At 70.8% G+C, this 14,060-nt stretch carries 10 protein-coding genes; 1 reads left to right on the top strand and 9 read right to left on the bottom strand.

Annotation, left to right across the window (positions count from 1 at the left end; translation table 11 throughout):
- Positions 1–3 precede the first annotated feature (3 nt).
- The 7 genes from ACIPEK_RS04800 to ligD all read right to left on the bottom strand — a co-directional run bounded on the left by ACIPEK_RS04800 (position 4) and on the right by ligD (position 8,919).
- Positions 4–1,461 (bottom strand): penicillin-binding transpeptidase domain-containing protein, encoded by a 1,458-nt coding sequence (locus tag ACIPEK_RS04800; protein ID WP_401990610.1) that lies wholly within the window; start codon positions 1,459–1,461, stop codon positions 4–6.
- Positions 1,462–1,537: 76 nt separating this feature from the next.
- Positions 1,538–2,917: an FtsW/RodA/SpoVE family cell cycle protein gene (locus ACIPEK_RS04795; protein ID WP_401990607.1), complete on the bottom strand. Its 1,380-nt coding sequence runs from the start codon at positions 2,915–2,917 to the stop codon at positions 1,538–1,540.
- A gap of 122 nt (positions 2,918–3,039) precedes the next feature.
- Positions 3,040–4,407, bottom strand: a complete 1,368-nt coding sequence (locus tag ACIPEK_RS04790) for an ATP-binding protein (RefSeq protein ID WP_401990604.1) — start codon at positions 4,405–4,407, stop codon at positions 3,040–3,042.
- Positions 4,404–5,159 carry a hypothetical protein gene (locus ACIPEK_RS04785; protein ID WP_401990601.1) on the bottom strand — a complete coding sequence of 252 codons (756 nt, stop codon included), beginning with the start codon at positions 5,157–5,159 and terminating at the stop codon, positions 4,404–4,406. Before ACIPEK_RS04785 ends, ACIPEK_RS04790 begins: the two co-directional genes overlap by 4 nt.
- 102 nt (positions 5,160–5,261) lie before the next feature.
- Positions 5,262–5,609, bottom strand: coding sequence for a zinc-ribbon domain-containing protein (locus ACIPEK_RS04780; RefSeq protein WP_401990598.1), 348 nt, complete (start codon positions 5,607–5,609; stop codon positions 5,262–5,264).
- Entirely contained in the window at positions 5,606–7,783 is a 2,178-nt protein-coding gene (locus ACIPEK_RS04775) for a HEAT repeat domain-containing protein (protein ID WP_401990595.1), read from the bottom strand. Before ACIPEK_RS04775 ends, ACIPEK_RS04780 begins: the two co-directional genes overlap by 4 nt.
- A gap of 239 nt (positions 7,784–8,022) precedes the next feature.
- Positions 8,023–8,919 (bottom strand): non-homologous end-joining DNA ligase, encoded by an 897-nt coding sequence (gene ligD, locus ACIPEK_RS04770; protein ID WP_401990592.1) that lies wholly within the window; start codon positions 8,917–8,919, stop codon positions 8,023–8,025.
- A 61-nt stretch (positions 8,920–8,980) separates the two neighbouring features.
- On the opposite strand from ligD, the gene ACIPEK_RS04765 reads away from it, so the two are divergent.
- Positions 8,981–10,048: a Ku protein gene (locus ACIPEK_RS04765; RefSeq protein ID WP_401990589.1), complete on the top strand. Its 1,068-nt coding sequence runs from the start codon at positions 8,981–8,983 to the stop codon at positions 10,046–10,048.
- 270 nt (positions 10,049–10,318) lie between these two features.
- Here ACIPEK_RS04765 and ACIPEK_RS04760 read toward each other — a convergent pair whose 3' ends face one another.
- Together ACIPEK_RS04760 and ACIPEK_RS04755 are read right to left on the bottom strand one after the other, a co-directional pair.
- The gene (locus ACIPEK_RS04760) at positions 10,319–12,268 is read right to left on the bottom strand and encodes a protease pro-enzyme activation domain-containing protein (protein ID WP_401990586.1); all 1,950 of its coding nucleotides are present in this window, start codon (positions 12,266–12,268) and stop codon (positions 10,319–10,321) included.
- 172 nt (positions 12,269–12,440) lie between these two features.
- Entirely contained in the window at positions 12,441–13,925 is a 1,485-nt protein-coding gene (locus tag ACIPEK_RS04755; RefSeq protein WP_401990817.1) for a hypothetical protein, read from the bottom strand.
- Positions 13,926–14,060 lie beyond the last annotated feature (135 nt).

Here is a 14,060-nt window from a genome sequence, read left to right as displayed (position 1 = left end):
CGGTCACCTTCCCAGAGCCGCCTGCATGACGGAACGGGCGATCGGGGCCGCGCTGCCGCCGCCGCTGATGTCGGCCCGGTTCGCGGCCGCGTCCTCGACGACCACGGCGACCGCGACGTCCGGCTGCGCCGAGTCCGGCGCCTGCGCCCAGGAGATGAACCAGGCGTAGGGCCTGCCCGAGTTGTCGATGCCGTGCTGTGCGGTGCCGGTCTTGCCGCCGACCTTCACTCCGTCGATCGCGGCGTTGGACCCCGTGCCCTGCTCCACGACGTCGACCATCATCCGCCGCAGCTGCACGGCCGTCCGAGGGCTCATCGCCTGGTGGTAGGTGTGCGAGCCGTTGCGGTGGACGGTCGAGCCGCTTCTCGTGGTCGTACGGTCCACCAGATACGGGTACTTGAGGTCGCCGCCGTTCGCCACGGCCGAAGCCACCATCGCCATCTGGAGCGGTGTCGCCGTCGTGTCGAACTGCCCGATCGACGAGAGCGCCAGCTGGTCGTCGGACATCTGGGTGTCGAAGTTGCTCTTCGCCACCCCTGACGGGATCTTCAGCCCGGCGTCGTTGAAGCCGAATTTCCGCACCGCGTCCACCATGCCCTTCAGCCCGACCCGCACCCCCAGCTCCGCCATCACGGTGTTGCAGGAGACCCGGATCGCCTCGGCGAGCGAGGCGTTCTCGCAGCCTTCCGCCTCATTGGGGAGCGTGGTCGACGTACCCGGCAGAACATAGGGGGACGGGGTGTCGGTCTGGTTGTCGGGGTCGGTGACGACGTCCGCGTCGAGGGCGGCCGCCGCTGTCACGATCTTGAAGGTGGAGCCCGGCGGATAGGTCTGCCGGATCGCCCGGTTGAGCATCGGCTGGCTCTTCGCCGCGTTCAGCCGCTGCCAGGCGTCGGTGACCGACGAACCGGTGCCGGAGAGCCGCCCGGGATCGTACGAAGGGGTCGAGACCAGCGCCAGGATCCTGCCGGTCGACGGCTCGACGGCGGCGACCGCGCCCCGCCGCCCGCCGAGCCCGTCGTAGGCGGCGCGCTGCATCGAGTCCTTGATGGTCGTGACGACATTGCCGCCGGGCTGCCGGCTGCGGGTGATCTCGTTCCACAGGGGGAACGGGGCGAGCATCGAGTCGGTGCCGGAGAGGACGCCGTCCTCGGCGTTCTCGATCAGCGTCGTGCCGTACGTCTGCGAGGCGTAGCCGGTCACGGGTGCGTACAGCGGACCGTTGTTGTAGGTGCGCTCGTACTTGAGCTGCTCGCCGGTGTCCTCGGTGCCGGTGACGGACTTGCCGCCGACCAGGATGTTGCCGCGCGGCTGGCTGTAACGAGCGATCGTGAGACGGCGGTTGGCGGGATTGTTGTCCAGGCTGTCGGCATCGAGGACCTGGATGCGGGCGGCGTTCAGCAGCAGTGCCACGAGCAGCAGCAGACAGAGCGCGGCGGCCCGGCGGATGTAGCGGATCACGGCCTGGCCTCCGGGGCTCGCGGCGGGTAGGGGATCACGGTTCGCGGGGACGGGATCACGGTTCGCGGGGGCGGGATCACAGCTCGTCCTCCGTCATCGGCGCGATGACCCCGGTCTCCACATGGCCGGGACGGGGTCTGCGGGCCTGGTCGCTGACCCGGATCAGCAGCGCCACGATGATCCAGTTGGTGACGACGGACGAACCGCCCTGGGCGAGGAACGGCATCGCCATGCCCGTCAGCGGGATCAGTCCCATCACCCCGCCCGCGATCACGAACACCTGGAGCGCCAGGATCGAGGCGAGGCCGATCGACAGCAGCCGCCCGAAGGGGTCGCGCAGGGCGAGGCCGGCCCGGTAGCCGCGGGCGACGATCAGCGCGTACAGCAGGAAGACCGCCGTCAGTCCGGTCAGGCCGAGCTCCTCGCCCGCGGTCGCCAGGATGAAGTCGGACTTGGCGGCGAAGCCGATGAGGATGGAGTGGCCGAGTCCGAGCCCGGTGCCGAGCATCCCGCCCGCGGCGAACGCGAACAGCGACTGTGCCAGCTGGCTGGGGCCCCGGCCGGCGTCGATGGACGCGAACGGGTCGAGCCAGTCCTGGACCCGGCTGTGCACATGCGGTTCGAAGGAGCCGACGACGTACGCGCCGACGGCGGCGAGCAGCAGACCCACCGCGATCCAGCCGGTCCGGCCGGTCGCCACGTACAGCATGATCACAAAGAGGCCGAAGAAGAGCAGCGAGGTGCCCAGATCGCGTTCCAGGACCAGCACACCGACGCTGAGCAGCCAGATCGCCACGATCGGGCCGAGCACCCGGCCGGTGGGGAGCTGCAGTTTCCAGATCCTGCGGCCGGTGTGGGCGAGGGCGTTGCGGTTCGCGGCGAGATACGCGGCGAAGAACACGGCGAGCAGGATCTTGGCGAACTCGCCCGGCTGGAAGGAGAATCCGCCGACCCGGATCCAGATCTTGGCGCCGTTCACCGCGGGGAAGAAGATCGGCACGATCATCAGGACCAGGGCGGCGGCGACCGAGAGATAGGCGTACCGCTGGAGCACCCGGTGGTCGCGCAGGAAGACGACCACCGCGATGAAGAGCGCCACGCCGAGCGTGGACCAGATCAGCTGGGTGGGGGCCGCCTGGTCCTTCGGCGTCTCCAGGTCGAGCCGGTAGATCAGCACCAGGCCGAGCCCGTTGAGCAGTACGGCGATGGGCAGCAGCAGCGGATCGGCGTACGGGGCACGGAAGCGGACCGCGAGATGGGCGAGGAGAGCAAGGAGCCCCAGGCCCGCGCCGTAACCGGCCACATCGGGCGGGACCGCGTCGTTCCTGGCCAGGCCGACGGCGGCGTAGCCGTAGACGGAGATGAGGACGGCCCCGACGAGGAGCAGCAGCTCGACTCCGCGCCGCTTGGGCAGACGTAGATCGGGCGGGGGTGCGTCCGCCGTCGTTGCGGTCATGCCACGCAACGTAGCAAGAGGTGGTGTCTATTTCCCTTATGTCATAGTGCGTATGTCCATAGACGTGTTCATGAGGGTCTGCCCGGCGGGCAGGTGTCGGCGGGTGCTTGGCTGACGCCCCCTCACTCCTGGTGATGCGGTCCGGATTCCGGATCCTCCCGGCTCTTTGGCACCTCGTCGTCCAGCCGTACGTACTCGGGGAGTGTCAGCCGGGCCACCGCCCCGCCGTCCTGGGCGTTGGAGAAGGTGAGGTCGGCGCCGATCACCTCCGCCTGCCCGACGGCGATGGTGAGCCCGAGACCGTGTCCCTTGCCGCTGCCCTCGGTACGGAACCGCTGCGGGCCGTCGGCCAGCAGATAGTCCGGAAAACCCGGCCCGTGATCGCGTACGGTCACCACCGGCCCGTCGACCGTCAGTACCACCGGGGGGCGGCCGTGCTTGTGCGCATTGGTGATCAGATTGCCCAGCACCCGCTCCAGGCGCCGCTTGTCGGTCTCGACCTGGACATGCTCCTGCGGTCGCCCTGCGGCGGTTCTTTCGGAATGGATCTCGGTCTCCGTTCCGGATCCGCGCACCACGCGTTCGACGAGCGGCGCCAGTTCGTGGACATCGAGATCGACCTGCTCCGTGCGGGCGTCCAGCCGGGAGATCTCCAGCAGATCCTCCGTCAGCCCCCTCATTGTCCGGACCCGGTCCCGTACCAGTTCGGACGGCCGCCCCGGCGGCAGCAGTTCGGCGGCGGCCCAGAGGCCGGTCAGCGGGGTGCGGAGCTCGTGCGCCACATCGGCGGTGAACCGCTGCTCGGTCAGCAGCTTGCGCTGGAGCGTGGACGCCATCGTGTCCAGCGCGCCGGCGACGATCGCCACCTCGTCCTGCGGGCGCGAAGGGTCCGTCGTGCGGGGGTCGCCGACGCGGGCGTCGAGATCGCCCGCACTGATCCGGCGGGCCACCCGGGCCGTCTGGTGCAGCCGCCGGGTGACCCGGGTGACGGCGAACGCGCCGACGAGCAGGGTGGCGCCGGTGGCCAGCAGGGAGGAGCCGACGATCGCCCCGTCGAGATCGTTGATCGTGCGGGCGCTCTGGCTGTAGTCCACCTCCGTGGCCAGCGCACGGCCGTCGGCCGGAGCCGCCGCCCACATGACCGGACGCCCGTTGTGATGGGCGACGAGCGTGCCGCGGTCGCCGCCCGCTGCCAGTGCGCGCAGGGAGGCGGGCAGCCCCGGCGGATCGATGCCGGAACCCGGCGGGAGCGCCTCGCCCGTCTCGTACGCGATGGTGACGTCCTCCAGCCGGGACAGCGCCTGTTCGCGGGCCTGGCGGACGGTCTGACGGGTCACCTCGGTGTGGACCAGCACGCTCAGCAGCGCGGCGAGGGCGCAGCACATCACGGTGATGAAGACGGCCGCCTTCCCGGTGAGCGTCGCGGTCCAGGCAGGCGTGCGCAGCCCGTGCCGCTTCGTTCCGTGCCGCCCGGCCCCACGCCGCCTCATCGGCGCTCCGCGGAGACGCCGACGGACGGTGTGGCGGTGGGTCCGGTTGTCGGACGGGCGGTCGTGGGCTGCGGGGCCCGGGACGCAGGCATCCGCAGGATCTCGTCCCGGGTGGGCAGCATCGCGCGCTGCCTGCCGTCCCAGGACCAGGCGGTGCGGTACTCGTATCCGGTGATGGCCGACGGCACCCGCATGATCAGGTCCCGCCCGGCCAGCTCGACGCTGATCACGGCGTCCGCGGTGGACAGGATCCGGGTCAGCCCGCCCGCCTCCGCCATATAGACCCGTACGGAGAGCTGGCGGCCGGGCAATTGGACGCCGAGCACCATCTCGTCCCTGCCGTCGCCCGTCAGATCACGGAAGTAGGGCTGCAGCACGGGACAGGAAGCCGGTTCGGCACGGCACGCGACGATGTGGCGGACCGTGTCGGCGGGGAGGCCGGCCACGCCGCTGGACCGGTTGGGCCGGGCCTTCAGGCCCGCCTGCACCACCGCCACCGGATCCAGACGGTGCACATCGCCGTCCGGCACCTCGATCCCCGGGATGCGTGCGGTCTCGCCCTCGCCGTAGTCGTACGGAGCGGCGGAGGCGGGCGGCAGCTCGGGCCAGAGCCGGGCGGGCCCGATGGCGGTCGGGGTCGCTCCGGCGCTCCGCAGCCCGCCGCTGGTGCCGCAGCCGGCCAGCAGCACTGCGCCGACGGCGGCCGCGAGGGCCGCCGCCGTGCGGTGCTGCACCCGGCGATGCGGACGCATGGCACCCTCCCTTCCCGTGGTCTGTGACTCATAGACCTTATTCGGAAGGAAGTCATTTTTGTCTATGTTAGTGACGGTTGGGGCGCCGTTTGGGATGCTGCTTCAGTGCTGGTACGGGTTCTGTCCCTGTCCCTGTCCGCCCGGCGCGTATCCCGGCTGTCCCTGCCCCTGCCCCTGTCCCTGCGCCTGCCCGAACGGATTGCCGTCCTGTGAGGCGGCATGTTGCGCCAGCAGCTGTTCGGCCTGCTCCTTCGGGATCTGCTGCTCCCCGCCGCAGAACGTGCACTGCGTCGCGAACTTCGTCGAGAACGGGAACAGCGGCACGAAGAACAGCGTGAACTTCGTGACCCGCTTGCGCAGCGTGTGCGCGGCCGGATTGCCGCACCAGCCGCAGACCATCGTCAGGATGGCCAGTTGGTACAGATAACCCCGCGTACCGAAAATGATCATGCTGTGGATCCCTTCCCCGTATTACCCAGAAGCGCCTGCCGGCAGAGCGCCAGCAGCTTTTCGTCCTCGTATGTGTCGTGGCTGCCGTATCCACCGTCCATCGCGTTGTGACGGCGTACGGAGGCGAGCTCGGCGCGCAGCACATGTGCCACGTCCGACCCTGCACCAGCGACACCCGTCCGCGCCAGACATTCCGCCACCCGGACCCGGACATGACGGTTCTTCTCCCAGGCCGCCAGGAGCACCGGCACGGACTCCTCGGCCCGCCCGGACACGTCCCGCAGCGCGATCGCCGCATCCACCCGCAGCCACAGCTCCTCGTGCCCGAGCAGTGCGCGCAGCCTGGGCGCCGTCACCGCCGCCCGCGTCCCGAGCCTGCCCAGCGCGTTCACAGCGGAGCGCCGTTCGTGGGCCCGCTCCGCCTGCAGACCCTCGATCAGCACCGGCAGCACGGCGTCGGCGTCCCCGTCGACCGCCCACAGGGCCTCCGCGACCTTTGTCGCCGAGGTGTTCCCGGGGCGGCGCAGCAGAACTCGCAGCTCGGGTACGGCACTGTGCGCCGCGGGCCCGAACGAACCGAGCGCCCGCAGCGCCGCCGTACGCAGCCACTCGCCCCGGTACTCCGGCGCGCCGCGCAGGACCCGCAGCACCTCCGGTATCGCCTCGTCCGCCCGTAGCGCGGTCAGCCCCGTGAGCAGTGGGCTCGCCTGGTCGTACGCCCCCTCGTGGAGACGGACCTCGCCGAGCCTGCGCCGCAGCAGAGCGGTCAGCGGGGCCGCTGCCGCCCCCAGACAGCCGATGGCGAATCCGACGTCGTGCGGCACCTCGGGCCGCTCCAGCGCGGCGGCCAGCGCGGGCACGGCACGGGCATCGCCGAGCCTGGCCAGCGCCTTCACCGCGCTGGCGAGCCCCGGAGGCCCGCTCGGCCAGTCCTGAACCCAGGCGCCGGGGTCCGCCGCCACCCGGGCCGCCAGCGCATCGGCGGCGGGCGCGGCGAGCCCGAAGAGCTCCTCCAGCACATGCGAGGCGGCCTCGGCCAGCCGTGGCTCGGGGGTGGCGAGCTGCTCACCCACCAGCCGGACCAGCTCCTCGTACGAGCCGCGCCAGGCCCGGATCAGCCCGCTGCTCATCCGGAGCGCATCGATCCGCTGCTGGTGGTCGGGGCTGCGCAGCTGATACGTCAGCAGCGCCGTCCGCTCGGCCACCCGGTCGTCGAGCCCTACATGCAGCGTCCGCAGCAGGTCCGCCGTCCAAGGGGCGGTGCGACCCGAAGTCTCCTCGTCGGACAGCGCCCGCAACTGCCCCACCAGGGTCACGGGCACGGCCCGCTCCTCGACGGGCGGCTCCCCGGTCCCGGCCGGCTCCGAGTGCGCGTCGACGGCCGCGACCTCGGCCGGACCGGTCTGCGCATCGACCGCGGGAGCCGCCCCGGCCCGGCGCACGGGCACCGAGCGCAGCTGCCGCAGCAGCCCCGTCACCACTCGTACGACATCGCCCGGCAGCGCATCCGGCGCGCACCGCGCCAGCTGGGCCAGCGCGGCCAGCCGCAACCCCGGCGGGAAACCCTCACCGGCCAGCCGGGTCAGCCAGCCGGCCACCTGCCCGGCCAGCGCACGATGCCGCAGCGCGACCCGTCCCGCGGCCTCCACCAGGGCGAGCCGTACCTCCTCGGCCGGCTCCACCGGCAACCGCTCCCGCAACAGCGCGAGGACCCGCACGGGTTGGCTGTGGAGCGTGGCCAGCGCCAGGGGCGCGGAGAGCCGCGCGCCCGGGTCCTCGTCGGCCATCAGCTCGAAGAACACCCCGGCACCCGCGGTGACGGCAGTCGCCGCCATCGCGTAGTTCGCCGCGTCCTCGATCTCGTCCTCGTCGATCTCGTCCTCGTCGTCCCCGTCCAGATCGATGCCGCCGATGCTGGTGAGCAGCTCGACGATGCTGCCCCGGTCCTGAATGCCCGGATCCACGACCAGCTCGAAGAGAAACGGAATGCAGGCCAGCGTGCAGGCGTACACATCACCCTGGTGGTGAACGGCCCCGTACATGCCGTCCAGCGCCGCCTCGCGCTCCGCCGGATCGGCGGACGCGAGACCCCGCAGCATCGCCGGCACATCATCGGCAGGCCCGTAGGCATGCTCCATCGAGGCCCAGTCGACCTCGTCGATTCCTGCGAACACGCCATCGCCTCCCCACGCAATTCCACGAAGCAGTGTCTGCGAGGAGTCTGCACCACGGCTCGGACGCTTTGCCCTCCGCATGCGGTCTTTTCCTGACGGACATGACAAGATCGTCCGCCATGCGCCAGGCGATCCGGGGGCGAATTTCGGACGCGTCGACCGACCGGTGAAAGCAGCCCGTCCGGCGATCGGGGACAGGACGGCGGCCATCCCGACCCGGCCCCGGCCGCCGCCTGCCCCTACCGCGCGGCCGGCAACCGCCCTGCCCGGTTCGGATCGATGAGCGGCCCCAGCAGATCCCCGTACCGCTCCAGCCGCGCCCCCATGTCACCGGCCAGAAAGACCAGCTTCCCCGGCGCCCGGCACTCCTCCACCTCCGCCCAGGTGACGGGTGCCGAGACGGTCGGTTCGGGCCGGGCGCGCAGTGTATAGGGCGTGGCGGTCGTCTTCGCCGCCGCGTTCTGGCTGAAGTCGACGAACACCTTTCCCGGCCGCAACGCCCGCGTCATCCGGTGCACGACCAGCTCCGCAAGCTCCTGCTCCGCCTCGACGGCCAGCCCTTTCGCGTACGCCGACACCCGATCGGCGGGGGTGGGCTCCAGCGGTACGAGCAGATGCAGTCCCTTCGATCCCGAGGTCTTCCCGTACGCGAGCAACCCGTCCGCCGCCAGCCGCTCGCGCAGCCACAGTGCCACCGCGCAGCACTCCACCACGGTCGCGGGCGCACCGGGGTCCAGGTCGAACACCATCCGGTCGGCGATCCCGGGTGCGTCGGCCTGCCACTGCGGAGTGTGGAATTCCACCACCAGATTGGCCGCCCACATCAGCGAGGCCAGATCCTGCACGACCACCTGTCTGGCCTGTCTGTCCTTGCCGTGCGGCACGGCGGTGGTCCGTACCCAGGACGGCGTACCCGGCGGCGGATTCTTGGTGAAGAAGCACTGCCCGTCCGGCCCGTCCGGATAGCGCAGGAAGGACACGGGCCGGTTGTGCAGATGTCCGAGCAGGGCCCCCGCCGCGGTGGCCGCGTAGTAGTGGAGCACCTCGCCCTTGGTGGTTCCGGTGGCCGGATACAGCACCTTGTCGAGATTGCTGAGCGCCAGCCGCCGCCCCTCCACCTCTGTGATCGGCGTCATACGATAAGAATCACACGTTTCCCTCACCTATAGGTATCTATACGAACACAAGGGGTGAACAGTGCGGTCCATCTGGAACGGCGCCATCTCCTTCGGGTTGGTCAGCATCCCGATCAAGCTGGTCAACGCCACCGAGAACCACTCGGTCTCCTTCCGCCAGATCCACCTCGCCGACGGCGGCCGGATCCGATACCGGAAGGTCTGCGAGATCGACGAGCAGGAGGTCACCGCCGCCGACATCGGCAAGGCGTACGAGGACGCCGACGGCTCGGTGATCCCGATCACCGACGAGGACCTCAGCTCCCTCCCCCTCCCCACCGCAAAGACGATCGAGATCGTCGCCTTCGTGCCGGCCGCCTCGATCGACCCGCTCCAGATGGACGCGGCGTACTACCTCTCCGCCAACGGGGTCCCGGCGGCCAAGCCGTACACCCTGCTGCGTGAGGCGCTGAAGCGGAGCCAGAAGGTCGCCGTGGCGAAATACGCGCTGCGCGGCCGCGAACGGCTCGGCATGCTGCGGGTGGTCGACGATGTGATCGCCATGCACGGCCTGCTCTGGCCGGACGAGATCCGCAGCACCGAGGGCGTCGCCCCGGAGACCGGGGTCACGGTCCGCGACGCCGAACTCGATCTGGCCGACGCGCTGATGGCCACCCTCGGCGAGGTCGACATGGACTCGCTCCACGACGACTACCGCGAGGCGGTCGAGGAACTCATCGCGGCGAAGGCGGACGGCCGGACCCTGGAGCCGGCCGAGGCGGACGCCTCGGGCGGTGGCATGGTCATCGACCTGATCGCAGCGCTGGAGAACAGCGTCCGGGCCGCGAAGGAGGCCCGTGGCGAGGAGCCGGAGGCCGCCGGGGAGCCGGCCGACGCGCCCGTCGCCAAGGTCACCTCGCTCACCGGCCGCAAGAAGTCGGGCGGAACCGGAGCGAAGAAGAAGGCCACGGCGTCAACCAAGAAGACGGCCACGAAGAAGCCGGCGCCGAGCAGGGCACCCGCCAAGAAGACCGCCGCGCGGTCGACGGCGAAGTCGTCCGCCAAGACGACGGCGAAGAAGACCACCGCGAAGTCGGACACGAAGTCGACGACGAAGAAGGCGGCCCCTCGCAAGCGCGCCTCGGCCTGAGACAAGCGCGCCTCGGCCCGGGATGCGGGTGCGCGGCACGAGCCCCGGCCCACGCACGACCGACGGCCGCCCCGGAGCAGGCCCCGGGGCGGCCCCCGGCCCACGCACGACCGACGGCCGCCCCGGAGCAGGCCCCGGGGCGGCCCCCGGCCCACGCACGACCGACGGCCGCTCCGGAGCAGGCCCCGGGGCGGCCCCCGGCCCACGCACGACCGACGGCCGCCCCGGAGCGGGCCCCGGGGCGGCCGTCGACGTGTACCAACCGCGACGTCAGTGCCGGCGGTACGAGTTCACGTAACCGGCCGCCGGAGTCCCGACACCCGTCACGTCGTCGTACCCCTTGACCGCCTTGAGCGAGGCGTCCTTGCCGAGGCTCCGTACCGACGTCAGCACGCCGTCGGCCGCGTCGACGCCGTTGGCGAAGTCGACCCTGGCCACCGCGAGGTCGCGGTTCGGGCCCAGCGGGTGGTCGGTGACGTCGTGGTACGCCTTCGAGCCGTACCGGGCGTAGATCGCCGGGTTGGCGAAACCGATCGGCAGACCGTGCCGGGCCTGCTGCGCGAGCGCCTGGACACCGGCGATGACCGGCGCGGCCAGTGACGTACCACCGATGCGGTACTCGTCGTAGCCGAGCGATCCGTCGGGCAGCGTCTGGGTCTGGCCGACCAGGAAGCCGGTGTTCGGGTCGGCGACGGCCGCGATGTCCGGGGCCGTGCGCATCCGCTTCTTCCCGTTCGCCTGCGCGAGCGAGTCCGGGACGACTCCGCGCTGGTAGAACGGCTGCTTCACGGACGAGCTGGTGCCGCCGCCCGCGCCGGAGGTGTACGCGCCCGGGAAGCCGGTCCAGGTCTTGCCGTCGTCGGCGAGGCTCGCCTTCAGCGTGCCCCAGCCGGTCTCCCACTGGTACGTGTCGTTCTTGCCGACGGCCAGCGCGGTGCCGCCGACCGAGGTCACCCAGGCGGAGTTGGACGGCACGTCGATCTGCTTCGTACCCGTGGACGCGACGTTGTCGCCGTCGTCGCCGGAGGAGAAGTAGAAGCCGATGCCCTCGATCGCGCCCATCTTGAAGACCTGGTCGTACGCGGCCGCGACGTCCGGGGTCTCATTGGCCTCGATGTCGCCCCAGGAGTTGGAGACGATGTCCGCGAGCCGGTGGTCGACGACCTTGTTCAGCGAGTCCAGCAGATCGGCGTCGTAGCAGGAGGCGCCACCCACATACACGATGTCGGCGGCGGGCGCGACCGCGTGCACGGCCTCGACGTCGAGGGTCTCCTCGCCGTACCAGCCGGAGGCCCCGCACTCCTCGGTCTTCGTGTAGTCGGCCGGCAGCACCTGGCTGAGCTGCCCGCGACGGTACGGGGCGTCGCCGTTGCGCCTGGCGTACTCGGCGGCGTCCTTCGCGATGGTCGGCGAGGCGTACGCGTCGGTGATCGCGACGGTGACGCCCTTGCCGGTCCAGTCGCCCGCACCGTATGCGGCGCGCAGCTGCTTGCCTGTGTAGCCCTTCACCGCGTACGGCACCTTGGACCCGTAGGCGCTCGGCAGCGTCGACGCGGTCTTCGAACCGTAGTACGAGGAGAAGGGGCCGGAGTTGCGGAACACCGCGTCCGGCGGCGGCAGCGTCTCGTCGTGGCTCGACTTGTGCGGCGCGTTGTCCAGGCCGGAGACGGCGAGAACGGCATCGCTCAACCCGGCGGGCACGGAGGCGGTGGAGGCCGGGGCGCGGTAGGTCCGGCCGCCCTTGCGGTAGTTGCGCAGCTGGGTGCCGAACGCCTTCTCGGCGGCGGCCACATCACCGGTGGCCGAGACATAGTGCCGGTTGGTGCCGGTGACGGTCAGCCCGTTCGACCTCAGCCACTGGCCGACCTGGTCGATCTGCTGCTGAGTGGCCCCGAACCGGGCCTGTGCCTGCTCGGCGCTCAGGTACTTCCCGTACGAAGCGGACTGCGGGTCGGACACGGCAGCGGCGTAGGCGGCCAGCCCCTTCGCGTCCCGTCCGGCCAGATGGACCCGGACGCCGACCTTGTTGCTGTCGGGCGTGGCCCCCTGGTCGGCCTCGGCGGTCGCCCAGACAGGCTTGGTGCCCTGCAGCGCGTCCCGCCCGCTCGGCGCGGAGTCCGCGCTGGCGGTCGGTATCCCGAGGGCGAGCGCACCGGCAAGCAGCGGCAGTGTCGCTGCCATGCTCAGCGCGGCGCGACTTCTCGCGCGGCTGGTTCTCATGTAACCCCCTGCGATGTGGTTCTTCGCGTGTGGAGCATGTGCCGGATGATGTGCACATGTAATGCGCCACTCTGGCGAGGAACGCCTCATGTAGGGGGCATGCATTCACCAAGAATCGACCAAGTGCCCTTGATGATGGGGTAGTTCACGAAGAATCTGCGGAAATGCGTCCTCAGGTGTTCGAAACCGAGTCCGTCGGACCGGTGCCGAGCGAGGTCGAACTGGTCACATACGTGCAGCCGGTGTACCGATACCCGGGCTGGATCTTCGAACCGTCCGCATAGCTCGTGACACTCGCGCTGGACGAGCCCTCTCGGTGCTTGTACAGGAAGTGGTACTCACCCGCGGGCAGCCACAGCGTCGCATGCGGATAGCTCTTCCCCTTGGCCTTGCAGGCCGACAGGGACCCGCTCACCCAGGAGTACGACCTGCAACTGCCGCACCCCCCGATGCTGACCTTCCCTGTCACCGGCCCGGTGTAGAGGATCTCGACCCCGTCGGGGGCGTCATTGCTGATGACGAGTTGCATCCGGGCCCCGCCCGGCCGGCCCGAGGGCGGCAGGTGCTTGCCGGCCGCCGGCCGTGTGCCGGCGATCTCGGCGGCGACGGCGATGTCCCGGGCCCGCGCCCTGCGCTTGTCCTTCTTGTACGTGGCGGCGAACTCCGTCAGCGTCTGCCGCGCCTCGCCGAACCGCTTGTCCTTGAACTGTGCGAGTCCGCAGGCGTAGATGCCGTTCTCGATGGAGCCGTCGGCATTCCTGGCCAGCGCCGAGACCGACTTGTCCGGCAGTGAGAGAGCCGTCGCGCGGAGCCGGCGCAGTGTCTCCGTGGCAGCGCAGGGATTGCTCCCGCGTACGGCCCCGCTCTGCTCCGAGATCTTCCTGGAGACCGCCGGTCCCACCTTCCCGGCCTGCGCCGACCCGGGGAACGTACGCAGCAGTTCGTCCAGTTCACGGCTTTCCGTACCGCCTGCCGGGTCACCCAGCTTGGACACCCCGCACTCGTACAGCGAGGTGGCCAGCGGAACGTCGGGGTAGCCGACGAGATCGCCGAGCAGCTTCGGGTCGATCTCCTTGGGCACGGTCCGCAGATAGGTCAGCGGCTCGATGGCCTCGCAGTGCTTCTTCTGCCGGTACGGCGCCGAGACCGACCGGTAGTACGCGTCGAGCCGCTTCGGTACGAGCTTCCCGGCCCTGGACCCTGCGTGTTTCTCGCCGAGCTCGCGGTAGACGGCGAGCGCCGACCGGTAGTCGCCCCGGGCGGCGCCGAAGGTCCTGGCCGAAGCCGCCTCGACGGTCCTGTCACCCTTGTCCAGCCGGTCGAGCAGCATCTGCTCGACGGCCTCGTCCTGCGCGGAGCCGTAGAACATTACGCCCCCCGCAGGCACCGCCAGCAGCACCAGGCCGACCACGGCCGCCACCATCGGCCGCCACGACCCGCCGACAGCGCGACGCCGGGCGGTCCACGCCCCGTCCACGGCCGCCAGGACCAGCACGACGAGATACGCGACGACGAGCCCGCCGGCCACCCCGTCGGGATCGGCCGGCAGTGCGACGAGCAGCAGCGCACCGGTCGCCGCCCAGCACAGAACCGTCCTGAACCAGCACCGCATCAGCGCATGGCCGAGCCCGAACCCACTCAGATTGAGCAGCCCCACGGCCAAGGAACGCAGAACACTCCCCGGCGGCGGCGGCCCGACCGTGGGCGGCCGGCCAGGAGGCGGGGGAGGCGGCGGGGAAGCAGGTGGCGGCGGAGGCGTATTCCCTGCCCCGAAACGAAGCTGATCGTCCCA

It is taken from the genome of Streptomyces sp. NPDC088246, assembly GCF_044741025.1.
GTDB lineage: Bacteria > Actinomycetota > Actinomycetes > Streptomycetales > Streptomycetaceae > Streptomyces.
This window is presented reverse-complemented; position numbering and strand designations above follow the sequence as displayed.